We start from the raw sequence: 26,495 nt of genomic DNA on the forward strand, positions 1-26,495 counted from the left end.
ATTATTGATATTAATATGTAAATTTGTTACCTAAATTTAATCTAAAAGAAAAAATATAATGGCACAAGCAATAACAGATGCTACTTTTGATGAAGTAGTACTTAAATCAGATAAACCGGTATTAGTAGATTTTTGGGCAGCATGGTGTGGACCATGTCGTATGGTAGGCCCTATCATCGATGAGATCAGCTCAGAATACGAAGGTAAAGCTGTAGTTGGTAAAGTTGATGTAGATGCTAATCAGGAATTTGCAGCTAAATACGGAGTAAGAAACATCCCTACAGTACTAGTTTTCCAAAACGGAGAAGTAGTAGGTCGTCAGGTAGGTGTTGCTCCTAAAAAGACATATACTGATGCTATCGACGCTTTAATATAAGCAGCAGATAAAACTCATAAAAAAAGCCCACAGTAATGTGGGCTTTTTCATTGGAGGTTGGTTTTGTGCTAAAAAAATAACTAACCCTCTTTAATTTATGAACCAGGAATTATAAATAAACATCAGGATTAATGTTTTTTAATTTCTGTTCTTTTTGGATTGATGATGTGCAAATATAAAATAAGTCACTTAATAGTGACTTATTTTATATTATTTTTATTCAAAATTTTTTACGTGGAAGATAAAGCCGGAAATACTCCTGTCAGGGATAAGGAAAAAAGCAAACAAAAGTTTCTGAATGCTGTAGGGAAGCTTTTGAGGACAAAAGGGTTTTCTGCCCTCAAGGTAAATGATATTGCTGCTGTGGCAGGACTTGATAAAAAACTGATCTATAAGTATTTTGGAGGCAGGGATCAGCTGGTAGACCAGTATCTGGTTTCTATTGACTTTTGGAGTAACGTAAAACAGGATGATGCGCAGCCTGCAATTACTGATGGAGGTAGGGAGTTCACGAAACAAATGGTACTGCAGCAATATGATTATGTGGCTTCTAACAAAGAATTTCAAAAGATTCTCTTATGGGGATTATCTGAAAAGAGAAAATCTTTGCAAAATCTGGCCGATGAACGTGAAGTAGTTGGTGAAGTATTGCTTAAAAATATAACAGATCCTTTTTTTAAAGATAAAGCAGAGAATTTCAGGGCATCGATGGCTATTATTATTTCGGGTGCTTATTATTTAAATATGTATTCCGGAGCCAGTAACAGTACCTTTTGCGGTATTGATCCTGCTAAGGAACAGGGAGAAAAGGCGATTAAAAAAGCCATAGTCAATCTGGTAGACATGCTTTATGAAGATGGAAAAAAACAAAATGGATAACAGCCGGCTTTATAGCCGGTTTTTTGTTTTTGTATATTTTTATAAAAAAAAAGAAACCTTCAGGCAACTTCTTAAAAATATTTTCCGTCTTACAGATATAAACCAACCTAAACCAATTTGAAAATTATCCGATTATATGCTTCTGATGAGGCAGTCGTTAAAAAGATACTCCAGGGAGATGCCCGGGCAGAAAAGCAGCTATATGATCGATATGCTGCAAAAATGCTGGGTGTTTGCAGGATGTACATTAAAGACCTTCACTATGCCGAAGATGTAATGATAAGAGGATTTATGCGTGCGCTTGATAACTTAGGGAAATTTAGGTTTGAGGGTAGTTTTGAGGGCTGGCTCAGAAAGATAATGGTAAGGGAGTCGATTGACTTTTTGAGGGAACGCACCCAGATTTACTTTGAAGATATTGAAACTGCGGAAGTTCCACCTTTGGCAACAGTTGAAGTAGATCTGGATGTGGAGCTTTTACAGTTATTGATTGACAAACTGCCCGAAGGTTATCGTACAGTGCTGGTTATGTTTGCTGTTGAAGGCTATAACCATAAGGAGATAGCAAAAATGCTAGGGATTAGCGAGAGTACATCAAAGTCACAATTGTTTAAGGCAAGAAAGCAATTGCAGGAACAATTGAGCTTATTAAAGAGATTAGAAAATGAAAGATAAGAACCTGGAACAACAACTGGCAGAGAAGCTTGGTAACCGAAGTATAGCACCTTCGGATCAGGCATGGGAGCGCATTGCCCGAAACAGACAGCAGGGAAAGCAAAAGCAAAAAAATAATAAAAGGCTGTTTATGTATTATGCAGCAGCAGTTTTAGTGTTTCTTTTTGCGGGTTATTGGTTTGTGGCTAATACTCCGGATACAGCACCACAACAACAGGTAGTGGATGCAAATAAAACTGAACAGGCAACGGTTAAAGATAGTCCGGTGGTAGCAGTTTCAGAATCAGTTACTGAGCCTCAACAAAGTTTGCCCAAAGAAACATATAATGAAAATAGTAAACAGGGAGTGATTATTCCGGTTTATAAACAGGAGGCAGCAGTAGTTCAGGAAGCTGATAGACAATCGCAAGTGATTGAAAAAACGCCGCAGTTAAATTCAATTGTGCTTACTGAAGCTAGAGCTGTTACTAAAGACAAGCATTATGATGCAGAGGTGGATTATCTGCTAAAAAATGCCATTAAAGAGGTAGCTGCTGATAAACAATTTTCTAAAAAAACTGATAATACTGCTCTGCTTAAAGAAGTAGAGTCTGAAATGGACGAATATTACCGCGATAAGGCGATGAGTATTTTTGCACTTAAGAACAAAAAAATACGCTTCGCTGTAAAAGAATAATAACAATCAACTCTTAATTATGAAACGCATCTTATTATGCATCGCCTTTGTGGCGACAGGAATTTCTTTGCCTAAAGCCAACGCTCAGACTGAGAACGACACTCTTAAGCAGCAAACTGCAGAAAAGAAATCATGGTGGAATGAAACCGATCAGGATTATTATGAAGAGCTTAAAAAGCGCAAGTTAGAAGCTTTTGAAGCCGAAAAACAGAATATTGTTGAAACCGAAAAGTTTGAGCTTAAAAAATTGCTGGAAAAAATAGACAAAAGACTTGAGAATGGTGAGATAACAGCTGAAAAAGCAAAGGCCCTTAAGGAGGAGGCAGCTAAAAAATCGGCACAGAATATCGATAATAAAACAGCTATAGTAGAGAGTCAGATAGAGTTGACTAAAAGAGATGTGTTCTACAATTATCAGCCTAATACAACCGGTTATGTTGAGGCAGGTGTTGGAAATGCAACTGATGACAGAGGGAGTTTTTTGTTAGGTATACGATATAAAGCAGCTGATAAAAAACCTAAATATGATAAGCGTACCTATACGGATATGGTTTTTGCTGTTGGTTTTGGTGGGACTGTAGGTGATGGTGTTGGTATAGGTGATGTCTATAAATTTGGGAAGAGTGGTTTTGCCGAGATAGGCTTTACTTTTCGAACACGGCTGTTAAAGGACTCTAATTACTGGCGACTTGCCTATGGACTTTCCTATCAGGAAAATACGCTTAGTCCTAAGGATAACAAGTATTTCGTTAACGATAATGGCTATACGAGCCTTGTGGTTTCTCCAAATCAGATTAAACGAAACATGATGGTGTTTGAGAATTTGGTTGTTCCGGTTTTATTAGAGTTTGGTCCATCGAAGAAGAAAGAATACAAAGATCATTTCAGGTATGATACTTCTACCAGTTTTAAAGTGGGAATAGGTGGTTTTGCTGGGATGAATCTAGGTACCATGCAATGGATGAAATATGTTGAAAATGGAGAGAATGTAAAAGTAAAATTGCGTCGTGACTACAATACCGAAAAATTTGTGTATGGTTTAAAAGGTTATGTAGGGTTTGGCAGCCTAAGCCTTTTTGCTCACTATGAGCTCAACTCTGTGTTCAGTAAATCGGAGTATAAGGATCATGCCTTGTTTTTCGGTTTCAGGGTCGACCTTTAATTATATATGTCAGAAGCCGCAGTTTTATTCTGTGGCTTCTCTTTCTTTTGTGTCAGCCTTGCTTTCATAATGTTTGTTATCCCATCGGGCAAGGTCTATTATAATAGGGATAAGACTCTGTCCTTTTTCTGTCAGGGTATATTCTACTCTTGGTGGAAGCTCTTTAAATTCTTCTCTGATAAGTATGTCGTCAGCCTCAAGGTCTTTTAATACTGATGTTAGTACTTTTTTTGATATTGTGCCTATAGTTGCATGAATTTGTCCGAAACGGGCTGTACGGTTTCGCAAAGCGTAAATAATAATGGGTTTCCATTTGTTGCCTAATATTGCCATGGAGCGGTGCATTGGGCAATGACTATATCTGAATATGTCTTTTTTCATTTTCTGGTTACTTAGTGGTTACCACTATATACTTTTAATGGTTACAAAAGTAAACTATTATTGTTTACTTTGTATAAAATGCTGAAATCACGACATAAGTCGTTAGTGTTAACTTTAAAAATATCTAAAATGAATCTGGAATCGTTATTCACCTCCTTTCAATACAAAAAACTAAATCTAAAGAACAGGTTTGTAATGGCACCTATGACTCGGGCGCAGTCTCCCGATGGCGTGCCTACACAACAGGTGGCAGATTATTATTCAAGAAGGGCTGCTGCAGGTGTTGGCCTGATCCTGACTGAAGGTACAGTAATAGGGCGTCCTTCTTCCAAGAACCTGAAAGACATCCCTGATTTTTATGGGACAGAAGCTCTAAATTCGTGGAGCAACGTGGTTAAGGGAGTACATGCTGAAGGAGGTGCTATTGCTCCGCAAATATGGCATGTGGGTAATACACCTTACGGGTGGGAAGCTCCGGCTCCCTTTGAGAGTCCCGACAGCATGACGGTAAAAGATATCGAAGATACCATTACAGCTTTTGCAAATGCAGCTAAGGCGGCAAAAGAGCTCGGTTTTGATGCGTTGGAGATACATGGCGCACATGGTTACCTGATAGATCAGTTCTTTTGGGAAGGAATGAACCACCGTACAGACGAGTATGGTGGAAAGACTATTAAAGAAAGAGCCCGTTTTGGTGTTGAGGTTGTAAAGGCCATCCGTAAAGCTGTAGGTGATGACTTTACAGTTATCATGAGATTGTCGCAATGGAAACAACAGGACTATGCAGTAAAATTGGCTAATGATCCTAAGGAACTTGAGGATTGGGTATTACCATTGGCGGAAGCCGGAGTGGATATCTTTCACGGATCGCAGCGCAGGTATTGGGAAAATGAATTTGAAGGCAGTGACCTGAATTTTGCCGGATGGCTTAAAAAAGTAACTGGTCAGCCAACTATTACAGTAGGTTCGGTTGGACTAAGCGGCGATTTTATGGAGTTCTTTGGCGAAGGCAAAGGAGCGGACACTACCGATTTTAGCGAGTTACTTCGCAGGTATGAGCGAGGTGATTTCGATTTGGTAGCTGTTGGACGTTCACTGCTTCAGGATCCGGAATGGGTACAAAAACTTAAAGAAGGGCGTTTGGATGAGTTGAAATCCTTTAACCCTGCCAGCGCTGGTACATTGTACTAATCAGGCTATAGCAAATACTAAAACCGCACAATGCTTTGTGCGGTTTTTTGTTTACATTTGGAATTATGAAGTTAGAAGGCCAATTAGAAAAAATATCGAGTTTTTCACATCTGGAGCTGTTAGCTAACCAGATTGTGGAGGGTTTTATTTCAGGAATGCACAAGAGTCCGTTTCACGGGTTTTCCTCAGAGTTTGCAGAGCACAAAGTATATAACCCCGGTGAAAGTACCAGGCATATTGACTGGAAGCTGTTTGCCCGTACCGACAGGTTATATACTAAGCGCTATGAAGAGGAAACAAATCTGAGGTGTCATATCATCATAGACAATTCCTCATCGATGCATTATCCTAAGTTAAAAGCAGGGCAACAGTTCTATGAAAATAAGATAGGCTTTTCCGTATTGGCGTCTGCCGTGCTTATGGAGTTATTAAAACATCAGCGTGATGCAGTAGGACTGAGTGTTTATTCGGACTCCTATGAGTATTATGCTCCGGAAAAGGGAAGCGGAAGGCATCACAGGATGCTTTTAAATAAGCTTGAGGGAATACTGGAATCTCCCGGAAGGAGCAAAGCGACAGATACGACAACTTTTTTGCACCAGATAGCACAAAAGATGCATCGTCGTTCGATGATCATTTTATTTACCGATATGTTTCAGCCTGGAAATGACGAAGCGCTGTTTAATGCGCTGCAACATTTAAAGCACAATAAACATAAAGTGGTGCTTTTTCATGTAATCGACAAAAAAACGGAGTTCAATTTTGACTTTGATAATGCTCCAAGGAAATTTATTGACCTTGAATCTGGGGAAGAAGTGAACCTTTTTGCAGAAAATGTAAAGGAAGAATACGAAAAATTGGCCGATGCCTACTTTAAAAAGGTAGCCGAAACCTGCATGATGTATAAAATTAAGTACGTTCCGGTTTCGGTGGATGAAAAATTTGAAAAAATTTTAACCACGTACCTTGTTGAGAAACAAAAGTTTGGATAATTCTCAAAAAAATAATCGAAAAATTATTGCAAAAACACTTGCAGATATCAAAAACAGCCGTATATTTGCACTCGTAATAATGAAACAAACAACACGAGTTGCGAGGGACATTTGAAACGCTGGTTTGGTAGTTCAGTTGGTTAGAATACATGCCTGTCACGCATGGGGTCGCGGGTTCGAGTCCCGTCCAGACCGCCAGTTAAAAAGGAAAAAAAGCCTCGCAGATTTGCGGGGCTTTTTTCGCCTAAAGTATTTAAGATAGTTGTGTTGTTTACGTCACGCTCCGCGTGACACGGTTTAGTAGTTAGACCGAATGAGAAGCTTTCCATTAAATTGGAGGGCTTTTTTGATTTTTGGATACTTCGTTTTTCTGATTCGTCTCCTTAAGAAATTTTCCTTATTTTTGGCTTAACCAATATCTCTTATCTGCCGGATGAAAAAAATTGCAGCCTTGTCTTTTCTTATTTTGCTTTGTTCCTGTCGCTTCTTTGACGGTCAGGTGCCTAATGAGGAAGAACTGCTGCAAAAACGTCTTAAAGAGATTAACTGGAAGGAGGTAAGTAGTTATCCTACCATAGCCGAATGTGATGCCATAACGGATAAGGAAATGCGAAAAGATTGTTTTTTTGCGCAGATGACACTACTGATTCAAAAAAAGCTGGATATCGATACGCTTGCTCTTATGTACCCTGAAGTTGATACAATACAGGTAAAGGTGACAGTGTTTTCTAACGCTACATTAAGGTTTGAGCCACAGCTTCCACCTAATCCAAATTATAACATGGCGCAGATTGACAGTCTTATCAAAAAAAGGCTGGTTAATTTTCCTCCGGTAGTGCCGGCACAAAAAGAAGGGGTTCCGGTTACAACCCAGTTTGTGCTTCCTGTTATTCTGAGTGTTCAGAAATAGGTTTAAATGTAAATACATAATAACTTCCTGCAATAACTGGCAGAACTGTATTTAACAGCCATATCAATGTTGCGGAAAATACCACAATCCATTCATTTACGCCTAAAGCTCCAAAAAAGAAGATGGATACACTACCCTTTACCGCAAAGTCAAGAAACTGCAGGTTAGGTATAGATGATCCTAAAAAATAGGTAGCGGCAATGGTTGCCATCAATATGGGGTAAGGCAATGTTATTCCGAATAGCAAAAACAATAAATAATACTGATGCATAATGGTAAGGTAACGCAATACTGCCAAAACAATATTTTTTTGGTGTACCTTATGTGGCATGGTGTTTATTTTTTCGACTAGTCTTTGTAGCGAGTAGCCTTTAATAATGATCTTACGGGAAGAGAAAAATATAAGAAGAATTAAAACTACTGCGCCTAATATGCCAAAGGCAAGACTTCCTGATAGTGCCGGATAGCTGTAGTTGAAATAAAAAAGGCCTGTTATTCCCACTATAACAGCAATTATCAATTGTATGCCATTGCATATCAGGTTCAGGAAAACGATCTCTCCTGCTTCATCTTTTTTATAATACATGGCTTTAGCGGCATATTCGCCTATGCCGTTTGGTGTAAAAAGAGCGACGGTAACAGCGGCAAGGACTTCTTTAGCGGAACGACCCAGTGAAATAGGGAGTATTACTGATGCCAGATTCTGCCATTTGATGATTTCCAGAAACCTGTTTAAAAAGGTTAGGATTAATAGTAAACCGACTATCAAAAACGAATCTTTCTGTTTTAGTGTTTCTAAAAGTAGGCTCCAGTCAAGGTTATTGTTTTGGGATAGTTTATCGTAGATAAAATAAAATACTCCGCTCACGATCAAAAGTTTGACTATGGCAACGAGGAATTGTTTAGCTTTGCGTGTGGCAGACATGCTGCAAAAGTAAAGAAAATACATTGGCAAACGAACGCATTATATTAGGTATAGATCCGGGGACAACCATTATGGGTTTCGGCCTTATAAAGGTTATTAATAAGAAAATGGAATTCCTTCAGCTGAACGAACTCCAACTGCATAAGTATGAAGATCATTATATAAAACTCAGGGTCATTTTTGAGCGCACCATAGAGCTTATAGAAACTCATCATCCGGATGAAATTGCTATTGAAGCGCCCTTCTTCGGAAAGAACGTACAATCTATGCTAAAGCTTGGCAGGGCGCAGGGGGTTGCTATGGCTGCCGGACTTTCACGTCAGATACCTATTACCGAATATGAACCTAAAAAGATAAAAATGGCTATTACCGGTAATGGTAATGCCAGTAAGGAACAGGTAGCAAAAATGCTGCAACAACTTTTGGGTTTAAAAGAGCTTCCAAAAAACCTTGATAGTACCGACGGGCTTGCTGCGGCTGTGTGTCATTTCTTTAACTCCGGAAAAATTGTAGCCGGAAAAAGTTATAGTGGTTGGGACGCTTTTGTGAAACAAAATGAAAATCGTGTTAAAAAATAAATATATTTGTGTTAAATTGACCAAATACCAATTTATTTTTTATGAAAAAACTTAAACATGCGGCATTAGTGCTGTTTTTGTCTGCTTTCGCTGTATCGTGTTCGTCTGATGACAGTAATCCTGTAAACAATCCTTCCGGTGAAGAATTTTTTGAATACACCATCGACGGGGAGGAACAAAATGTTACAACCTGGATAGCTGCAAGAAGTGAAAGCAGCTTTGAGGTTCAGGGAACTGCCGCAAATGGAAGAGTAATACATTTTACCTTTAACCAGTGGGGTAATCTGGGTGATGCTTCTACTATGGCGAATGATTTTGAAATTCCGTGGAGGACAAGCTACCACTATTTCAAATCAAATTATTTTACTTTTGAATTAGTAGCTATTGATGAGGCTAACAAAACCGTTGAGGTTAATTTCTCAGGAAAAGTATTTGATGAAGAATACGATATAACCTCTGCTTTTTCTACTGTAGAAGGAAGTTTTAAAGTTGCTTATACTCAGGTGACGCCACAGATCTCAGGCTTAGGAGTTTCAGCAACTGTAAATGGAGCGGAATGGCATGATAGTGACGGTGATCAGGAAGGTGGTTTCTTTTCAGGTGAAAACCTTACACTTAACGCTTCTAACGATACTAAATACACTATCGGAATCGTAACTAATCATCAGGATACTACTACTGGAGCTCATACATTTGGAACAGCTGATTCACCAAATAAAATGAAACTATTTGTGTATGATACTCAGGAAAATGTAGATGTTGAATACATTACTACGACAGGAACGATGAACATCACTGAAAAAACTGTAGGTTCTCAGTTAACGATTATATCAGGAACATTCAGCTTTACTGCCGAACATCCTGAAACAGGAGCTACGATAATAGTTCAGAATGGGACATTTAAACAAGCTTATATAAATTATTAATAGTCTTATATAGATTTATGAGGCCTGCGAAAGCAGGCCTTTGTTATTTTCTGTAAAATCGTTGTAGCTTTGCAGTATGGCGGGTATATACATACACATTCCTTTTTGCAGGCAGGCGTGTCATTATTGTGATTTTCATTTTTCAACATCTATGAAAAAGAAAGACGATATGATCTTGGCTTTGGCCAAAGAAATCGTCATGCGCAAAAATGAGTTTGCCGCCGACATAGTTGAAACTATTTATTTTGGTGGAGGAACACCATCGGTACTTACCAACGCAGAAATAGAGATATTAATTGACGCTGTTTACCAAAACTATCAGGTTACCGGTAACCCCGAAATAACGCTTGAAGCCAATCCTGATGATTTGTCCAATGACCGAATCATTGAACTGTCCAGAAGTCCGATTAATCGTTTGAGTATCGGGATACAGTCTTTTTTTGAGGATGATCTTAAAATGATGAACCGTGCCCACAATGCAGCCGAAGCCGAAGCTTGCCTTGCCGAAGCAGTAAAGTATTTTGATAATATTTCTATCGACCTCATTTATGGTGTTCCGGGTATGACCAACGAACGCTGGTTGCATAATATAAACAAAGCGTTGTCTTTTGGCGTGCCTCATATTTCCAGTTATGCGCTCACAGTTGAACCTAAGACCGCGTTGGATAAATTCGTGAAAAAAGGTGAGATTGCCGCTCCAAGCGAAGAGGTTTCGCACGAGCACTTTTTGTTATTGGTTGATGTACTTCAGGCGAATGGTTTTGTGCATTATGAGTTGTCTAACTTTGGCAAGGAAGGGTATTTCTCAAGGAACAATACGGCATACTGGCTTGGGAAAAAGTATATCGGTATTGGGCCTTCCGCGCATAGTTATGACGGAACACACCGAAGGTGGAACATAGCAAATAATTCACTATACCTGAAAGGGATTGAAGGAAATAAACTTCCTACCGAAACCGAAAAACTAAGTCCTGCCGACAGGTATAATGAATATGTAATGACCGGTCTGCGCACCATTTGGGGCGTGTCGCTACAAAGGGTACACGATGAATTGGGTAAACTATTTAGTGATCATCTAATCCTCGAAGCAACGAAGTTTATAGTGCAGGGACTATTGGTAAACGACAATGGAATCATTAAAACTACCCGTGAAGGAAAGTTTTTGGCTGATGGTATTGCGTCTGATCTGTTTTATGTGGCTTAGAGCCTGTTACCGACCATAAACCCCCAATTTAATTTTTTGATAATTATCCAGGCGATATAACTTACCATTACGGCAAGTGTTATTTGGGCAACAATCTCAAAGTATGGCTCAGGATAAATTCTGTGTAGTATAGGGAACAGAAATACAATGATAGGAGAATGATATAAATGTAGTAAATAAGTATAGCCCCCTGTTTTTACAAAAGTAAATTTAAGGGTAATAAAATTCAGGAAAAACAGCACGGCAATAATGTACCTAAAGCTGTTTTCTTTTAAGAAGAATATCCCAATAGCCAAAGCTATTGCTCCTATTGAATTAATAATCAGTTTGTTTTGATTTTCGATATTGAATTTACGTATCAGAAACCCGGCCAGGAATAAAAAAGCAATATCCCAACGTAACAGCAGCATACCGAACGCTAGGAGAGGCACGATAAAAAGTAGCGCCAGGAAATTTTTCCGCGTAATGGATATAAGGCAAAAAATAATGAACAAATCCCTGATAAAATAGGTAGGAGGGTTTACCGGAGGAGAGTGTAAAGAGAATAGCCCTTCAGTTAATAATGTATAATCGAAACTAAGCCTGTTCAGGTAATCGAAACCAAAACTTTTAGCTAATAAAACAGGAAGGATTACTGCCAGATTGGCTATCAGGTATGGTATAAGCAGGCTTTTTATTTTTTTCGTCAATAAATTTCCCTGTAGCGGATTCATGCAAAAAAGATAGCCTGAAATTATAGAGAGAAGTAATGTTCCGTAGCGTGGTAATGTTTCCAGTATGAAAAAAGTAGTTCCCTCTGTAAAATCATGTCTTATGTGGGTAAATGTGATAAGTATTACACCGGCTATCCTCATAAATTCTATGGGGTAAATGGTGCCGTCCTGGCTTTTTTGCATGTTAGGGAAATTTTTCAGCAATAATACATACATTTCGGAATTATATGAATCTATTTCTTTATTTTGTAAATAAAAAATATGCTGGCAACCATTGAAGGTTTTACTGTAAACTTTTCTCAACCTATAGATATTTCAATTCCGCTTACTAACGATGAAAAGAACCCAATAGCCTGGTATATCGATAAGCCGGTTATTGAGCCTGTAAAAATGGGCGATTGGGTAGGGAAGGTAAGCGAAGGCTCTTCGACCAATTTCAATAACATCTTTTTCAATCCACACGGGCATGGTACACATACCGAATGCCTGGGGCATATTACGCGTGATTTCTATAGCGTGAACCAAGCACTGAAACAGTTCTTTTTTAGGGCAGAACTGGTATCTGTTCAGCCGGAAGCACAGGGAGAAGATTTTGTAATTACCAAAGCCCAGGTCGAAAAAGCTCTTAGTGGCAAAACTCCTGAAGCGATAGTTATACGTACGCTTCCTAATGATAGCAGCAAAACATCAAAGAATTATAGTAATACCAATCCGCCTTATCTGGAAGAAGCGGCAGCAACATTTATCCGCGAATGCGGTATAAAGCACCTGCTGATAGATATGCCAAGTGTAGACAGGGAAAGTGATGAAGGGAGACTGGTTTCTCATAAAGCCTTCTGGGATGTAAAAGACATCAACAACCTGAATGCTGATGCCAGACATGATGCTACCATTACCGAAATGGTATATGTAAATGACGAAGTTAAAGACGGCAGTTATCTACTAAACCTTCAGATCGCTTCTTTTGAGAACGATGCGAGTCCGAGTAAACCAGTTTTATACAAACTCTCATGAAAAAACTGATACAATTGGAAGAAGCCTTATTGTTTGGCTTAGGAATATACCTTTTCAGCCAGCTTGGTTATGCATGGTGGTGGTTTGCTGCTTTGCTTTTGGTTCCCGATCTTTCCATGATAGGGTATGTTTTCGGTAATAAAGTGGGAGCGTGGTGTTATAATATTGCGCATCACAGGGCGTTAGCTATTGGTGTATATCTTTTGGGGATATACCTGAGTAATGAGGTAGTTCAGTTAGCGGGAGTGATACTGTTTGCACATTCCAGCATGGACAGGATGTTTGGATATGGACTCAAATTAGAACAAGGATTTAAGTTTACGCATTTGGGAGAGATAGGGAAATAGAATTGAGTAGCGAGATAATAGATGCGAGACGTAAGATATAAGGATCTAAGCTCCTCAGTAACTTTTTAAAAAATGAATATACAAGCTTTTTACGATTACTGCCTTGCCAAAAAAGGCGTTACTGAACATTTTCCGTTTGATGAGGATACATTGGTATTTAAGGTAGGAGGTAAAATGTTTGCACTTTCTTCATTATCACAATGGGAAAAGGGGGAGGCATCGGTTAACCTTAAATGCGATCCCGACAGGGCGCTGGAACTTCGTGCGCAATATGAAGCTATCGAACCGGGTTATCATATGAGCAAGGTACACTGGAATACCGTTACCGTTGAGGGTGATGTTCCTGAAAAAATGTTCAGAGAACTGATAGATCATTCTTACGATTTGGTTTTTAAAAGCCTTACGAAAAAGCTTCAGGCAGAAATTGCTGAACAGCAATAATTTATTAGTAAATTAATATTCGGCTTTGTAACTTTGAGCCCGTAATTACTTTGTAAACAATATGAAAGAGCATATAAAAAACTTCCTGAACGAAGAGCAGGATCCTAAAGCAGTTGAGAAAATCACATCTAAACTTAACGACATCCTTATGAGGGGTGAGGAGATAGGTTATATCGGGGTTCAGAAGAAGCCTGCTATTACTGTTTTTCCTGACAGTATAGTGCTTACCAACAAAAGGATCATCCTGTGTAAGCCAAAGAATCTTGGCCTGTCTATGGATTTTACTGATTTTAGCTGGAGTATTATCACTGCTACTTTCGTAAAAGAAAATATACTTGGTTCTGAATTCTCATTCAATACTAATACTGACCTGACCGTTTCAATTGATTATATACCAAAGATTCAGGCAAGAAAGATCAATACTTTTGCTAAGGAACAGTTGGAGGATCTTAAAGAAGCAGCTGCACCGGCAAAACCTGAAACTTTCTTTGCTGAGCTTTCTGCGGAGCAACACCCACCTGTTGCTGAGGAAGTAGAAGAGGTTGAAGAAGTTGAAACCGAAGAAGTAAACGATTATGCTGAAATCATCAGTCCGCTGCCGCAGCCTGTAGCTCCGGCTTACAGCGAGCCTGCACCCGTAGCTGAAGAAAAAAGCAGCAAAGACAAAGCACTTAGCGAACTAAGTAAAGAAGAACTGTTTGATAAACTTCAAAACTATAAAAAACTATTGGATAACGGCCTTATCCTTCAGGGTGAATATGATGCCTTTAAAAAAGAGATACTGGCGTACCTGTAATTTAAAATAATCATTATGAGCAAAGCAATTGAAGATCTTATTCCGCATCGTGCTCCTTTCCTGTTTGTTGAGGAGATACTTTCCATCAGCAACGAAGAGATAGTAGGAGTTATGACATTTAATGATAAGGATAACGCTTTGCTGAAAGGCAGTTTTCCGGGCTTTGATTTTATTCCGGGGACTATAATTTTAGAATCGATGGCGCAGTGTGGTGGTGCCGGAGTACGTCTGCTTGGTGTAGCCGAAGGTGTTTTTGCCCTTGCCCATATCGAAACAGCGCAGTTTTATAAAGGTGTGCATTACAACGAACAGATAAAGTACGTTATAAAAAATGTAAGGCTTAGCGCTAAAATGGTAAAACAGGAAGGCAGGGCTTATGTAAACGATGAACTGATACTCGAAGCCGCCTGGCTTAGCATAAAGATAGATACATCTGCAATGTAGCAGATTTAAAATAGAAAGTCCCCGCACAGCGGGGACTTTCTATTTACATCACATTCTTTTGTTTGTTTGAAAAACTGTCGGCCTGCATTTCGAGCAGTTCCAGAGCTTTTTTCTTCTTGTAGGTATAAAGGCCGCGGTCATCCCTTATTTCGGCATATACATCGTCATAAATGCCGGCATCGGTAGTGCGCATCAGTTCACGCTGATAATTGTTTTGTGCCAGATTAGTGGCAAGGGCCATTTCGGTATCTTCCAGTTTGAGATCATATTCTCCTTTTGGCGAAAGCAGCTTGGCAATAATAGGCGAGGTCTCAATCGCGAGGAACAATAACATAATAAAGAACGAAGGCAGCCACGGTAATTTATTCAGCGCATTGATACGTGCCATGAGTCCGTCAAAGCTATCAATGATAGGCTGCGTTTCTGTTACCTTCTTATCTTGATTGTTTTTTAGGGTAGAAGCATCTTTTTCCAGAGTAGAAATTTTCGCCTGATTGGTTTTTCTCAGGGTGTCAAGCTCTGCTAAGGCAGCATCGTGTTTGTCCCGTTTTTCTTTATACACCGGACCTTTGCCCAACTTCATCGTGCCTTTTGTTCCTTCAGCTTCAGTAATATAAGTGCTGTAAAGGTCGTTTACCTCTTTTTCCTTTTTGGTAATCGCGTTTTTAAGGTTATCAATCTCTGCCTTGTTCTTGTCCAGGTCACCTTTGAAGTAATTGGCAACCTGTTTTTTATTGGCCATAGCCAGTTCGTTCTTCTCTTTAAGCAGAACGGTATCAATCTCTTTCTGGAAGATCTTTATCTCAAGGGGTTTGGAGATTACAATGGCAATAATCATGGCAAGCACGATACGTGGTGTAGCCTGCAGGAATTCCTGCCCGAACTTATTTCGCTTACGTATGGTAGAAACTATAAACCTGTCGAGGTTGAAGATGAGTAAGCCCCATACAAATCCAAAAAAGGTTGCTGTGTATACATTGTCAAAAACAGTGTAAAGGGCATAAGAAGAGGCCAGCCATGCCATGAGTGCAGTAAAGAAAACGGTGGCGCCTATTCCGGCATATTTGTTCTGCTCGCCGTTAGAGCAGGTGTACACGAGGTCTTTGTCGACCCCTGAACAGGTGATAAAAAAACGCTTTAACATATTGATTTTGTTTTTTGATGATGATGATGTTTACAAAGGTAACGTGTTTTTTGATACTATGGTATAAACGGCTGATGTGTTTAACTTTAGGAGTAAGAAAAATCCGCCTCTTGGGCGGATTGAGTTTAGCTTTTTACGTTGATTGTTATAGGGAGGTTAAAAGAAGCTCTTACAGGTTTTCCATTAAGTATGCCCGGTTTCCATTTTGTGTCGTCCAGTTCCAGTACACGCTTGGCTTCATCTCCTAAACCATAACCGGGGTCTCTCAGTATTTTTATATCTGTTATTGCCCCATCTTTCTCAACAACAAAGGATACATATATCTTAGCTGTAAGGTCATGGTCAATCTCAGGTATCTGAAAGTTCTTCATAACCTGTGCATAAAACGCCTGCATTCCGCCGGGATATTCGGGTTGAGTGTTCAGTGCCGCTGCATTGTAAGTGTCTTCATTGGATTGAACTACCGTTCTGGATTTTGATTTGGGCAGGTGCAGGCTTTCTTTCTTCTCTTCAGGAGTATCTACGCAGGATACTAAAAGAAGTCCTGCAATTACAGGTAAGATAACAGCTTGTTTAAATGTTGCAAGAAATCGGTTGGTGGTTTTAGTCATCATAACAAATCTTTTTTTGGTTAGAGAAAAGTTTAGGCTACTGGCAAGGGTAATAGGTTGTTTGCCGGAAGCTTTGCTTAGAAGTAAATTTTGATAGGTAATTACCTGTTTATGGTTTTTCAGGACATTTTCGTCGGCTAAAAATTCATGGTTGAGCTGAATGGCTTTCTTGTAAAAATAAATTAGCGGATTAAACCAGTAAAAAGCTTTGATCAGTTCAACAAAAATAACATCAAGAGTATGCAGTTGATTTACATGAGCCAGTTCGTGTGTAAAGAATTCTTTTTCCAGTTCCCTGTTTTCATATTCATCTTTATTTACAAAAATATATTTCATAAATGTATGAGGGAGAATCTTAGCATCAACTAGTACAAGGCTGGCGTTTTTAAGCGATAGTCTTTTGTTGCTGTTGACAGATGAACGGATGGCCTTTATGTTCTTTACAAAACGAAAGAGCATCAGTAAGTTCCCGGTTGCATACAAACAGCATAATATGGTTGTTGTACTATTATTTCCTGTTTGAAGTCTGTCATAATTTTACATTTTAATCATTCATTAGGGAGGGTAACCCGCCCTTTCAGGCGGATCGGTAGTCTCCCAAAAACTAATCGAATTAAAGAATATGAATTGGTAGGTTGGTTTATTATTTAACAGGGTAGTCGGCCGAAAATCCAACTCTTAGTGCCTGTCCATCCTTTTGTGACGGAATCCATGCCGGAGAGTTCTCTATTACTCTTTTTACTTCGTTGAGGAATTGTTCGTCTTTTTCGCCCGGAATCCATACGTCTGACAGTTTACCATCTGTATTTACCGTAAAGTGAATTGAAAGTTCCTTGTCTTTATATCTTTCAGGAAGCTCTAAATTTTTAGTCAGGTATTGGTCAAATTCTTCTTTACCTCCGGAGAAGCGGGGGTAGAAATAACGTTGCTGATTTTTTCTGTCTTCAACCGTGTTATAGGTATCAGCCTCAAGTTCTTTCTTTTCCCTTTCTTCGCTTATTTGCAATTCTGTTTTTCCTGTTGCTTTGGCTTCATCGGCAAAATCCGATTTATAAGGTTCTGCTTTTGCGGTAAGATTGATCTTAAGGCTTTTATCGGGGTAATGATCGTTAATATTTTTCAGGTTTTTTTCGTAAAAAGGATAGGTGTAGAAGAAACTTTTGTGATTACCTTCAGGTTTTCCGTTTACAATTTTCATCCCAGAAGATTTAGCAGCAAAAGTTGCAAAATCTTCCTTTTTATATTTCAGAACCTCCTCACGGGTTACTTTTTTGTCATCAATAAAATACTGAACGTTCTGCTTTTCTTCATAAAGCTTGTACAGGGAATAGTTGTAATCCGCTTCCTGAATACCCTTTGCTTTTCCTTTTTTATCAGGTGCTTCAGGCAGGTAATATTTTCTGTCTTCGGCAGTAAGTCTCTCGTAAGGCAGGTCTATATACTTCCCTCTTTGTGCATCTTCAATAATTATACGGACACCTTTATAGTACTCGTTTTTTCGTGACTCAGGGTCTGATGTAGATGGTTTTATTGTTTCAGATTGTTGTTTTACGCTATCAGCCTGTGGGATTGTAGCTGTATCGGATGCCGGAATTACAGTTTCAGGAACAGGTGCTAGTTCAGGTATTCTGTTGTCTGCCGGTTTTGCAAGAACAACAGTTTCGGTGCTTAAAAAATAAATAAGTCCCGCAAGTATTGGCAATGATGTCAGTTTCAGTATCATCGACCTGGTGTGGTTGGTGGTTTTGGTCATCATAATGAATCTTTTTTTAGTTAATGAAAAATTCAGGTTGCTTGCTAACGAAAAGGCCTTGCCAACATTGGCTCTTTCCAGTAGCAGGTTTTGGTAATAGGTGGTGTTGGCTGTAGCATCTATTACTTTTTCGTCGGCCAGGAACTCATGGTTGAGCTGTATGGCTTTTTTATAAAAATATAGTAGCGGATTGAACCAGAATATGGTTTTCAATGCTTCTATAAATAAAATATCTAGGGTATGGAACTGTTTTACATGAACAAGCTCATGCGTAAAAAGTTCGGTAGCAATAAGCTTATTGTCATATTCCTCTTTGCCTACATAAATGTTACCTAAAAAGGTGTGCGGCATTACATTGTAATTCAATAAAACAAGGCTGGTGCCTTTGTAACTTACTGTGAGATTTTTTCGTTTGGTATTATAAAAATGTAAAATATTCAGTAAAAACCTTATGGTGAGTATAAGGACAATGGTTATGTATAATCCCCAGCCTAAATAAGGCCAATAATCGATTTGAGGTTCTGTTGCTGTTTTGATATCAACAGGGGAAGGTGGTACTGTCGCAGTTTTTGTGTCGAATGTATTATCGGGCATTTGTTGCTCCCTGAATTCCATAGCCTGTTCCATCGGTAAAGGCTGAATGGGAGCTTCTCCTTCAACATAAACAGGAATTGTGACAAACGGCAGTACTAAAGAAAAAACCAATGCGCTAAGCAGGTAAAACCTGTTGAAACAGTGCATTTTTTCCCTTTCAAATAAAATATAGTAGAGGCCAAGCAATACTCCCATTGCAACGGTCGATTTTATAAGGAAGTCTGTCATAATTAGTTGGTTTGGTTGGTTTATTATGATGCTATCACTGTTGCTTTTTGGCAATCTCCTTATCGATGATCTTTCTCAGTTCTTCCAGCTCATCAGCACTCATGTCGGTTTCTTTTGTAAAGAAAGAAGCAAACTGTGCTGCCGAGTTATTGAAGAAACTCTTTATCATTCCGTTTACCTGTTTTGAAAAGTATTCGGACTTTTTTACCAACGGATAATATTCTCTCAATTTCCCATATTCCTTATATCCTACAAAGCCTTTTTCAGACATTCGCTTTAATAAGGTGGCAACTGTTGTTGTGGCCGGTTTGGGGTCAGGAAACATTTCCAGTAAATCTTTCATAAAGGCTTTTTCCTGTGTCCAGAGAAATTCCATTAACTGTTCTTCTGTTTTTGTTAACTGCATTGCTCTACAAGTTTAGAGTTGTTTCTACAAATGTAGAATAAAAAATAACACCTGCAACTTTTTTTAACTAAAAATGTATGGTAAGTTGATGTTTTTCAGTTTGTTGTTAAATAGTTGGTTTTTATAACACCAATAAATAAAGAGCTTTTGGGATAAATAAGGGTATAAAAAAATCCGCCACAATGGGCGGATTTTTGACTGTAAACAGTAAACTTATAACTGTCAACTATTTCGACATTTCAGTAAAATGCTTGTAGAATAACGGAATGGTTTCAATACCTTTCATGTAGTTAAAGATACCGTAGTGCTCGTTAGGCGAGTGGATGGCATCACTGTCAAGGCCAAAGCCCATCATGATGGTTTTGCTCTTAAGTTCTTTTTCGAAAAGGGCAACGATAGGAATACTTCCTCCTGAACGTACCGGAATTGGCTTAATGCCAAAGCTTTCTTCATAAGCAGCAGCTGCGGCTTTGTAACCTATGCTGTCAATAGGAGTAACATAAGCCTGACCACCGTGGTGAGGTGTAACTTTTACTTTTATTCCTTTAGGCGCAAGGCTTATGAAGTGTTTTGTGAAAAGTTCTGTGATTTCATTCCAGTCCTGATCCGGAACCAAACGCATCGATATTTTAGCAAATGCTTTACTTGCAATAACGGTTTTGGCACCTTCTCCGGTATAACCACCCCAAATACCGTTTACGTCAAGCGTAGGACGGATAGAGTTTCTTTCGTTAGTTGTGTAGGTAGCTTCGCCATATACATCTTCTATATCAAGAGCTTTTTTGTAAGCGTCAAGAGAGAAAGGTGCTTTAGCCATCTCATCTCTTTCTTCGCGTGAAAGTTCTTCAACCCTGTCGTAGAAGCCCGGTATAGTGATGTGGTTGTTCTCATCATGAAGCTGAGCGATCATCTTAGCCAGAATGTTGATAGGGTTAGCTACGGCGCCACCATAAAGACCTGAGTGTAGGTCGCGGTTAGGGCCTGTAACTTCAACCTCTACATAACTAAGTCCGCGAAGGCCTGTAGTGATTGATGGTTGTTGGTTAGAGATCATTCCTGTATCAGAGATAAGAATAACATCATTCTTCAGTTTCTCCTGGTTGCGCTCTACGAACCAGCTAAGGCTTGGTGATCCTACTTCTTCCTCTCCTTCGATCATGAATTTCACGTTACAAGGCAGGCAGTTGTTTGCAATCATATATTCAAATGCCTTAACATGCATATACATTTGACCTTTATCGTCACATGCGCCACGTGCAAATATGGCTCCCTCAGGGTGAAGTTCTGTTGTTTTGATAACCGGTTCAAATGGAGGAGAAGTCCATAATTCGATTGGGTCTGCCGGCTGAACGTCATAATGTCCGTATACTAATACGGTAGGAAGTGCAGGGTCAATTGTTTTTTCTGCATAAACAATAGGGTAACCCGGAGTTTCGCAAAGTTCAACTTTGTCGCAACCTGCTTTTTCAAGGCTTGCTTTTACAGCTTCGGCAGTATTTATTACATCTTGCGAATAAGCGCTGTCAGCACTTACCGATGGTATTTTTAGTAACTCAATAAGTTCATTCAAAAATCTTTCTTTATTTTCCTGAACGTAATTTTTTATGTTATCCATTATAAATTAGTGATATACGATTTACAGGCAAAAATAAGGAAAAAATAATTTTAAATTTTCCCTGAATTTACTTTGAAAGTTTAAAAACAGTCGTATATTTGCACCCGTAATAATGAAACACAATATCAGTTTTATTATCTGCCTGCGGGTGTGGTGAAATTGGTAGACACGCCAGACTTAGGATCTGGTGCCTCACGGTGTGAAGGTTCGAGTCCTTTCACCCGCACATCTCAAAAGCCTCTGTTGTCTCAGAGGCTTTTTTTATGACCTGATTTTTGCTTTGCGAAAAAATATCTTTCTTTCCTTCTTTTTTCTTTGAAGTTTAAAAACTAATCGTATATTTGCACCCTCTTAATGAAACAATATCTGTTTTATTACAGCCTGCGGGTGTGGTGAAATTGGTAGACACGCCAGACTTAGGATCTGGTGCCTCACGGTGTGAAGGTTCGAGTCCTTTCACCCGCACAGCTTAAAAGCCTCTGTTGTCTCAGAGGCTTTTTTTATGCCTGCTTCCATTTTATTTTAGGGCTTACTGATTGTAATTCAGGAAATAACCATAACTTTAGGTTTGATTTAAGTTCTTTAATCAGTACCAACCTAATCTAAAATCGTATGTCTGTATTCGGAAAAACTACACAATCAGTTGTTGTTGGAGGGCTTTTTCTTTTAATTCCGTTAGTCATTCTTATCATTGTGGCTAAGCATGCCCTGGGTTTACTTGCTCCTTTAGGGGAGAATATCGGAAATGTCTTTGGTATCAGTACGTTGTTTGGAAAAGCTACAGTTACAATAATTTGCCTTGTTATATTACTTTTATTCTGTTATCTGGCGGGCTTAATGCTTAAGTTGGGCTTTGTAAGTAACTGGGGGAGTAAAGTAGAAGAGAAAATATATCTTTTTATGCCTCAGTTACAGATTATGAAGTACAAGCTGACAGGTGAAAGCGATTTTATAAAAAGCGCATGGACACCCATACTGCTTAAGGACGATTGTCATTATGATCTGGTATTTGTTACCAATAGCATGGACGAACCTATATTAAGCATATATATAGCAGGTGCTCCAAGGCTTGATTCAGGAGAGGTGAGGTATCTTATAAAAGCTGAAGCAGAATACCATGTAATAACCATGAAACAGGCTATGGATGCCATTATGAGCTTTGGTAAAGAGGGTGGAATACACGAGGAATTGAAAAATCTTATCCCGAAATAAACACAAAAGCAGCCCATAATCGGGCTGCTTTTGTTTTAATACAAAAACTATAATTATACAATGAACAAGCTGGCTATATTTGTAGCGACTGCTCCTGTCATAGGTTCGTCAAATGATTCTGAAGCCGATCCTGAGCCAAAATTACCAACCATTGAGGTGTCAAATCCTGCCTGCATTACATTTTCTTCACCAGTGTAAACAGCCTGGGCTGCATCGGGCAGTCCTCCACGGTCGCTACCTATAATCCATCCTTTCTGGCCTCTCAGTCTTCTTATTTGTGAGGCATGCATTGCTTCTACAGAGTGTATCTGCAGGGCAGCTGTTAGTAAGTCTCCGTTAGAGATTAAATTACCGGCTTGTCCTTTGTAGGCACGAACTCCTGTGTCTTCAAATGCCTGAGCTAAGGCAAGCAGGGTAGGGTAGTCATTAAAAGGATCAAAATTTCCTCCTGCGGTAAAATCAAAAGTTGGTTTTTCAGGAGCTGCATCAGCCAGTGCAGATTTCAGGAAATTCACGTGTGCATTCTCATGTTTGGCAATCTGGGCAATTATAGCCTGATCGGCAGAAGGGATAATGCCTGAGTCTAATGCCATTGCATAAAATTCATCCTCAAGATATTCAAGTATAAGAGCTAATTGCAAAGCTTCGGTAGGAGTTTCTGTCGGTCCAAAAAATGTTGTTGTGGTATTTGCTTTAGCTGGTGCTAAGAATGCTGACAATCCAAATGGTATAGCTGCCATCGCAGCAACCGATCCCATTTTTTGTAATTGTGTAAAGCTATCTCTTCTTGAGCCTTTAGTGTTAAGGCTGTTTATCATACCTTCGTTAGTAAACGACTCTAAAAATTTTATGATATTCATGATGTATCGGTTTTAAGTTGATTATGGTAAGAATTGTGCTGTAAATGGTGTCTGAATCACATCGAGTGCCGATACAGCTGCGATAATACCCGATGGTTTGATGGCTTGTCCTAAACCATTAGAAGCGGTTACAACATCGTCTCCGGCAAAATCTGTCGATCCGGGATTGATAAGGCTTCTGATGGCCGATGCATGCCTGGCTTCTACGGATACAATTTTACCGGCAAGTACTAAATAGTCCGGTGTAGTAATATATCTTCCGGCTCCATTATAGGCAGCAACTCCGGTATCTTCAAGAGTTTTGGCGGTAGCCAAAACCTGTGTTCTGTTGCTAAAGCTTAATGATCCATAATCAAATTCCAATGCAGGTAATAGCTGATTCTCGTTTGTGATAACTCCTGAAATTGCAGCTTTAAAGAATTCTCTGTGTATTACTTCATGGCGGTAAAGGTCGGTAAGTACTGACTGCTCTTCGCTATTAAAAGTGCTTCCGAAGGTGTTGCTGTTTACTACTCGCGTGTAAAAGTCAGCCTCAAGTTGTTCCAGTGCATAAGCATAGGTCAGGATACCAAGGTCGCCTCCTCCAAGGTCGAAAACACCGTTTCTAACTCCCGGGGCCTGATTGTCTGCAGGAGCTTTGTCATCATCGCTACTACAGCCGGCAACTACAAGTCCTGCGCCTGCAAGGGCAATTCCGCTAATTCTAAGAAAGCTTCTTCTGCTATGCAGTGGTTTTACTTCCTCAACTTGTACTTTTTTCATAATCTTAAAGATTTAAAGGTTAATAGTATGGCAGGTGTGGTGGGTTTTTAAGATATCTACGGAAGTTTGCTTAAAATGGTTTTGATCTGATATCTGTATAGGGGTATTTAACTTTAATTTGGCAAAAACGGTAGGTGCTTATGCGGAATTGTTAAGATAAAACCTATATATTTGTTTAATAAAACGTTTTCGCAAAGAATTTTTGTAAATTGTGAGTAATATCGAGCGAGAGACAAAAAAATCATCAATTTTTTGTTTCTTTACACTATAAAACTATTTCGAGGCCATGAAACAAAAAGCTACATTAAAACAAATTGCCAAAGAGTTGAACGTATCGGTGTCTACCGTTTCTAAGGCATTGAGTAACAGTCCTGAAATCAGTGAGCCTACAAAAATCAAAGTGCAGGAGTTTGCCAAGCTTAAAAATTACAAGCCGAACAATATTGCTGTCAACCTGAAAAATAAAAGAACAAAAACTATTGGGGTTATCATTCCGAATATCCTGAATCCATTTTTTGCCAAAGTATTTAGTGGAATAGAACAGGCTGCTAATGACAGGGGCTATAATGTAATTACGTGTATTTCGAATGAGTCTCTGGAAAAAGAAATACATGCTATGGATATCCTTAGTAACGGTACTATAGATGGTTTTATACTTTCAATTTCGGAAGAAACCCAGAAAGAACAGGAATTCAAGCATTTTAAAGAAGCTATAGCCGATGATCTGCCTATTGTGATGTTCGACAGGATATCAGATGAGGTGAATTGTGATAAGGTTATTGTGGATGATTTTGATTCGGCTGTAGATGGTACTACACATCTTATAAAACTAAAATGTAAAAATATAGCTTTGCTTTCTACCATAGACAACCTAAGTGTTGGAAAGCTTCGTATGCAGGGTTATGAAAAGGCATTAAAAGATAATGGCTACTCACTGAATCCTGAAATAATGATCCACACAGATAATACAGATGAGTTTGATGAAAAACTTAAGGTACTGTTCGATACAAAATCTATTGATGGCATATTCGCTCTTGATGAGCATGCTTCGGTAATGGCAATGAAATTTGCTATTAAAAAAGGATTGAAAATTCCTGAGGATGTTCAGATAATAGGTTTTGCAGACGGGGTTTGGTCGAAACGACTTACGCCAAGTCTTTCTACCGTTAGTCAGCACGCACCGGAAATTGGTCAGGCTGCTGCCGAAATGCTTATTGATAGGTTAGAAGATAAATCTGAAGAAGCACCGGAATATGTAACTAAGGTTATTAAAACCGAGTTGCGACAAAGAGAGTCAACAAAGAAATTATAAAAAAAGCTCCGCTATGCGGAGCTTTTTTTAGGTCTATTCTTTTGTAAATTGCGACGTACTGCCATCGGCCTGTTTCAGGGTAAATCCTTTTGGATTAAAGGTAATGGTTATTCCTGCAGGGTCAAAGTTGAATTCGGTTTCGCTAAGCGGATTCAACGGAAAAGAACCCTGGTCGGTAGCATGAGCAGTAAGTACTCCGTTAACCAGCTTTATATCTACTTTAAAAGGTAATGAAGGGTTGCTGTAAAAACCTTCGTACTTCTTTAAAATATTTTCGTCAATTTTTGCAGTTTTAAAATTCGGAAAAATATACGGCAGCTTGTAATAGCAGCTTAATATCCCAATCATTATTTCATTGGTATTGTAGTCAACGCCATTCATAAGTAATGCGATGCCCATGTCGTCTTTTGGATAATAACCTAAAATTGATGTGAATGATTCTATACCGCCATTGTGTCCAAAGAACTTCCTTTCAATAAAAGGGTAGGCAAAGATACCCTTGCCAAAGCCCATGTCTAATGTTGTCATCTCTGTCAACGATTCTTTTTTGATAAGCTTGCCGTCAAAAAGGGCTTTTGCGAATTTTGTCAGGTCGGCGGGGGTAGACTGCAGCGCTCCGGCAGCTCCGGCTATAGATTCGTTCCATTCTTCAGTTTTTGTCCATTTCCCGTCAACAAAAGCATAAGAGTAGGCTTCATTCTTTTTAGGATTGATCTTGCCATAATAATACGTCTCTTTAAGGCCTGCCTTGTTCACAATTCGTGACATTACATTTTCCTTATACGGCTTTTTAGTAATATCCTGAATAATATAACCCAACAATAAATAATTTGAGTTACTGTATTCGGCTTTAGTGCCCGGTTCAAAAGCGGCAGCAGCCGATTCAATTCGGTTCAGCATATCTCTTCTGTTTTGCAGTTTGGTTTTGTAACTGTCAAAATCAGGGCCGTCAGTATAGTTGTATATACCACTTTTGTGGCTCAGCATGTCGCCAATAGTAATTTTATCGGCGTTCTTTACTTTTGGGAAAAACTCTGACAGCTTAGTGTCGAGTTTTAGTTTCTTCTCTTCAATAAGCTGGAAGATGATTACCGAAGTAAACATTTTTGTTATAGAACCTATTTTGTATTTACTTTTCGGTGTAGCCTTAGTTTTCGATTCCACTTCGGCATAACCATAGGCTTTTTGAAAAACAATATTGCCTTTTTCCTGTATGGCAACCGAACCCATAAACTTATTGTTGTTATACAGGTAGTTTAGCAAGCTGTCTATTTTTGCAAATTTGGCTCCGTCATGTTGTGCAAACAATGGTGCAGCAAGCATAAATGCTACTACGCTTAAAAACGTTCTTTTCATAAATAGTAAATT

The 26,495-nt window shown here is 39.0% G+C and carries 29 protein-coding genes and 3 tRNA genes; 21 read left to right on the forward strand and 11 right to left on the reverse strand.

The features are described 5' to 3' along the window. The first annotated feature begins 58 nt into the window (after positions 1-58). From trxA to DEU42_RS00330, 5 genes are all read left to right on the forward strand, one after another. On the forward strand, positions 59-376 hold the full coding sequence (gene trxA, locus DEU42_RS00310; RefSeq protein WP_114756287.1) for a thioredoxin: 318 nt from the start codon (positions 59-61) through the stop codon (positions 374-376). Positions 377-610: 234 nt separating this feature from the next. Beyond that, on the forward strand, positions 611-1,255 hold the full coding sequence (locus tag DEU42_RS00315; protein WP_233506591.1) for a TetR/AcrR family transcriptional regulator: 645 nt from the start codon (positions 611-613) through the stop codon (positions 1,253-1,255). A 117-nt stretch (positions 1,256-1,372) separates the two neighbouring features. After that, positions 1,373-1,930, forward strand: a complete 558-nt coding sequence (locus DEU42_RS00320) for an RNA polymerase sigma factor (RefSeq protein WP_114756288.1) — start codon at positions 1,373-1,375, stop codon at positions 1,928-1,930. Continuing rightward, the gene (locus tag DEU42_RS00325; protein ID WP_114756289.1) at positions 1,920-2,606 is read left to right on the forward strand and encodes a hypothetical protein; all 687 of its coding nucleotides are present in this window, start codon (positions 1,920-1,922) and stop codon (positions 2,604-2,606) included. The genes DEU42_RS00320 and DEU42_RS00325 overlap by 11 nt, the downstream gene beginning before the upstream one ends. A gap of 19 nt (positions 2,607-2,625) precedes the next feature. Beyond that, positions 2,626-3,768 (forward strand): hypothetical protein, encoded by a 1,143-nt coding sequence (locus DEU42_RS00330; RefSeq protein ID WP_147278027.1) that lies wholly within the window; start codon positions 2,626-2,628, stop codon positions 3,766-3,768. Positions 3,769-3,792: 24 nt separating this feature from the next. On the opposite strand, the gene DEU42_RS00335 is transcribed toward DEU42_RS00330, so the two are convergent. Further along, positions 3,793-4,149 carry a winged helix-turn-helix transcriptional regulator gene (locus DEU42_RS00335; protein ID WP_114756291.1) on the reverse strand — a complete coding sequence of 119 codons (357 nt, stop codon included), beginning with the start codon at positions 4,147-4,149 and terminating at the stop codon, positions 3,793-3,795. Positions 4,150-4,278: 129 nt separating this feature from the next. Here DEU42_RS00335 and DEU42_RS00340 point away from each other — a divergent pair, with 129 nt between their 5' ends. From DEU42_RS00340 to DEU42_RS00355, 4 genes are all read left to right on the forward strand, one after another. Further along, positions 4,279-5,340, forward strand: coding sequence for an NADH:flavin oxidoreductase (locus tag DEU42_RS00340; RefSeq protein ID WP_114756292.1), 1,062 nt, complete (start codon positions 4,279-4,281; stop codon positions 5,338-5,340). A gap of 65 nt (positions 5,341-5,405) precedes the next feature. Next, positions 5,406-6,332, forward strand: a complete 927-nt coding sequence (locus tag DEU42_RS00345) for a DUF58 domain-containing protein (RefSeq protein WP_114756293.1) — start codon at positions 5,406-5,408, stop codon at positions 6,330-6,332. 121 nt (positions 6,333-6,453) lie between these two features. Continuing rightward, a tRNA-Asp gene (locus tag DEU42_RS00350) sits at positions 6,454-6,530 on the forward strand. 235 nt (positions 6,531-6,765) lie between these two features. After that, positions 6,766-7,242, forward strand: coding sequence for a hypothetical protein (locus tag DEU42_RS00355; protein WP_114756294.1), 477 nt, complete (start codon positions 6,766-6,768; stop codon positions 7,240-7,242). Here DEU42_RS00355 and DEU42_RS00360 read toward each other — a convergent pair. Continuing rightward, complete coding sequence (locus tag DEU42_RS00360) at positions 7,220-8,167, reverse strand: lysylphosphatidylglycerol synthase domain-containing protein (RefSeq protein WP_255418229.1); 948 nt, start codon at positions 8,165-8,167, stop codon at positions 7,220-7,222. The two genes, DEU42_RS00355 and DEU42_RS00360, sit on opposite strands and share 23 nt — an antisense overlap. Positions 8,168-8,190: 23 nt before the next feature. Between DEU42_RS00360 and ruvC the strand changes: the two genes are divergently transcribed. From ruvC to hemW, 3 genes are all read left to right on the forward strand, one after another. Then, entirely contained in the window at positions 8,191-8,745 is a 555-nt protein-coding gene (gene ruvC, locus DEU42_RS00365; protein WP_114756598.1) for a crossover junction endodeoxyribonuclease RuvC, read from the forward strand. Positions 8,746-8,786: 41 nt separating this feature from the next. After that, positions 8,787-9,671 carry a DUF6252 family protein gene (locus tag DEU42_RS00370; protein WP_114756296.1) on the forward strand — a complete coding sequence of 295 codons (885 nt, stop codon included), beginning with the start codon at positions 8,787-8,789 and terminating at the stop codon, positions 9,669-9,671. Positions 9,672-9,747: 76 nt separating this feature from the next. Beyond that, positions 9,748-10,875 carry a radical SAM family heme chaperone HemW gene (gene hemW / locus DEU42_RS00375; protein WP_114756297.1) on the forward strand — a complete coding sequence of 376 codons (1,128 nt, stop codon included), beginning with the start codon at positions 9,748-9,750 and terminating at the stop codon, positions 10,873-10,875. On the opposite strand, the gene DEU42_RS00380 is transcribed toward hemW, so the two are convergent. Then, the gene (locus tag DEU42_RS00380; protein ID WP_147278028.1) at positions 10,872-11,771 is read right to left on the reverse strand and encodes a hypothetical protein; all 900 of its coding nucleotides are present in this window, start codon (positions 11,769-11,771) and stop codon (positions 10,872-10,874) included. The genes hemW and DEU42_RS00380 overlap by 4 nt on opposite strands. A gap of 78 nt (positions 11,772-11,849) precedes the next feature. Here DEU42_RS00380 and DEU42_RS00385 point away from each other — a divergent pair, with 78 nt between their 5' ends. The 5 genes from DEU42_RS00385 (at position 11,850) to DEU42_RS00405 (ending at position 14,630) form a co-directional block, all read left to right on the forward strand. Continuing rightward, the gene (locus DEU42_RS00385; RefSeq protein ID WP_114756299.1) at positions 11,850-12,602 is read left to right on the forward strand and encodes a cyclase family protein; all 753 of its coding nucleotides are present in this window, start codon (positions 11,850-11,852) and stop codon (positions 12,600-12,602) included. Continuing rightward, positions 12,599-12,949 (forward strand): DUF4260 domain-containing protein, encoded by a 351-nt coding sequence (locus DEU42_RS00390; RefSeq protein WP_114756300.1) that lies wholly within the window; start codon positions 12,599-12,601, stop codon positions 12,947-12,949. The genes DEU42_RS00385 and DEU42_RS00390 overlap by 4 nt, the downstream gene beginning before the upstream one ends. A 72-nt stretch (positions 12,950-13,021) precedes the next feature. Next, the gene (locus tag DEU42_RS00395; RefSeq protein WP_114756301.1) at positions 13,022-13,390 is read left to right on the forward strand and encodes an MmcQ/YjbR family DNA-binding protein; all 369 of its coding nucleotides are present in this window, start codon (positions 13,022-13,024) and stop codon (positions 13,388-13,390) included. A gap of 61 nt (positions 13,391-13,451) precedes the next feature. After that, on the forward strand, positions 13,452-14,186 hold the full coding sequence (locus tag DEU42_RS00400; RefSeq protein ID WP_114756302.1) for a PH domain-containing protein: 735 nt from the start codon (positions 13,452-13,454) through the stop codon (positions 14,184-14,186). Between the two features lie 15 nt (positions 14,187-14,201). Then, complete coding sequence (locus DEU42_RS00405; protein ID WP_114756303.1) at positions 14,202-14,630, forward strand: 3-hydroxyacyl-ACP dehydratase FabZ family protein; 429 nt, start codon at positions 14,202-14,204, stop codon at positions 14,628-14,630. Positions 14,631-14,673: 43 nt separating this feature from the next. Here the strand turns inward: DEU42_RS00405 and DEU42_RS00410 are convergent, their stop codons facing one another. The 5 genes from DEU42_RS00410 to DEU42_RS00430 all read right to left on the reverse strand — a co-directional run bounded on the left by DEU42_RS00410 (position 14,674) and on the right by DEU42_RS00430 (position 20,981). After that, positions 14,674-15,774 carry a DUF4407 domain-containing protein gene (locus tag DEU42_RS00410; RefSeq protein ID WP_114756304.1) on the reverse strand — a complete coding sequence of 367 codons (1,101 nt, stop codon included), beginning with the start codon at positions 15,772-15,774 and terminating at the stop codon, positions 14,674-14,676. A 125-nt stretch (positions 15,775-15,899) separates the two neighbouring features. Further along, positions 15,900-16,844: a M56 family metallopeptidase gene (locus DEU42_RS00415; RefSeq protein WP_114756305.1), complete on the reverse strand. Its 945-nt coding sequence runs from the start codon at positions 16,842-16,844 to the stop codon at positions 15,900-15,902. A gap of 184 nt (positions 16,845-17,028) precedes the next feature. Then, positions 17,029-18,960 carry a M56 family metallopeptidase gene (locus DEU42_RS00420; protein ID WP_114756306.1) on the reverse strand — a complete coding sequence of 644 codons (1,932 nt, stop codon included), beginning with the start codon at positions 18,958-18,960 and terminating at the stop codon, positions 17,029-17,031. Positions 18,961-18,994: 34 nt separating this feature from the next. Further along, complete coding sequence (locus DEU42_RS00425; RefSeq protein WP_114756307.1) at positions 18,995-19,366, reverse strand: BlaI/MecI/CopY family transcriptional regulator; 372 nt, start codon at positions 19,364-19,366, stop codon at positions 18,995-18,997. A gap of 226 nt (positions 19,367-19,592) precedes the next feature. After that, complete coding sequence (locus tag DEU42_RS00430; protein WP_114756308.1) at positions 19,593-20,981, reverse strand: dipeptidase; 1,389 nt, start codon at positions 20,979-20,981, stop codon at positions 19,593-19,595. Positions 20,982-21,125: 144 nt separating this feature from the next. Here DEU42_RS00430 and DEU42_RS00435 point away from each other — a divergent pair. From DEU42_RS00435 to DEU42_RS00445, 3 genes are all read left to right on the forward strand, one after another. Beyond that, positions 21,126-21,207 (forward strand) — tRNA-Leu (locus DEU42_RS00435). Positions 21,208-21,364: 157 nt separating this feature from the next. After that, a tRNA-Leu gene (locus tag DEU42_RS00440) sits at positions 21,365-21,446 on the forward strand. A gap of 147 nt (positions 21,447-21,593) precedes the next feature. Then, positions 21,594-22,193 carry a hypothetical protein gene (locus DEU42_RS00445; RefSeq protein ID WP_114756309.1) on the forward strand — a complete coding sequence of 200 codons (600 nt, stop codon included), beginning with the start codon at positions 21,594-21,596 and terminating at the stop codon, positions 22,191-22,193. Positions 22,194-22,246: 53 nt separating this feature from the next. Here the strand turns inward: DEU42_RS00445 and DEU42_RS00450 are convergent, their stop codons facing one another. Next, on the reverse strand, positions 22,247-23,053 hold the full coding sequence (locus DEU42_RS00450) for a ferritin-like domain-containing protein (RefSeq protein ID WP_114756310.1): 807 nt from the start codon (positions 23,051-23,053) through the stop codon (positions 22,247-22,249). Positions 23,054-23,074: 21 nt separating this feature from the next. Then, a complete protein-coding gene (locus DEU42_RS00455; protein ID WP_199509027.1) occupies positions 23,075-23,815 on the reverse strand; it encodes a ferritin-like domain-containing protein in 741 nt (246 codons plus the stop codon). A gap of 286 nt (positions 23,816-24,101) precedes the next feature. On the opposite strand from DEU42_RS00455, the gene DEU42_RS00460 reads away from it, so the two are divergent. Further along, a complete protein-coding gene (locus DEU42_RS00460; protein WP_114756312.1) occupies positions 24,102-25,127 on the forward strand; it encodes a LacI family DNA-binding transcriptional regulator in 1,026 nt (341 codons plus the stop codon). Between the two features lie 33 nt (positions 25,128-25,160). Here DEU42_RS00460 and DEU42_RS00465 read toward each other — a convergent pair whose 3' ends face one another. After that, entirely contained in the window at positions 25,161-26,483 is a 1,323-nt protein-coding gene (locus DEU42_RS00465) for a serine hydrolase domain-containing protein (protein ID WP_114756313.1), read from the reverse strand. Between the last annotated feature and the right edge of the window lie 12 nt (positions 26,484-26,495).

Source organism: Flavobacterium sp. AG291, assembly GCF_003350375.1.
Lineage (GTDB): Bacteria > Bacteroidota > Bacteroidia > Flavobacteriales > Flavobacteriaceae > Flavobacterium > Flavobacterium suzhouense.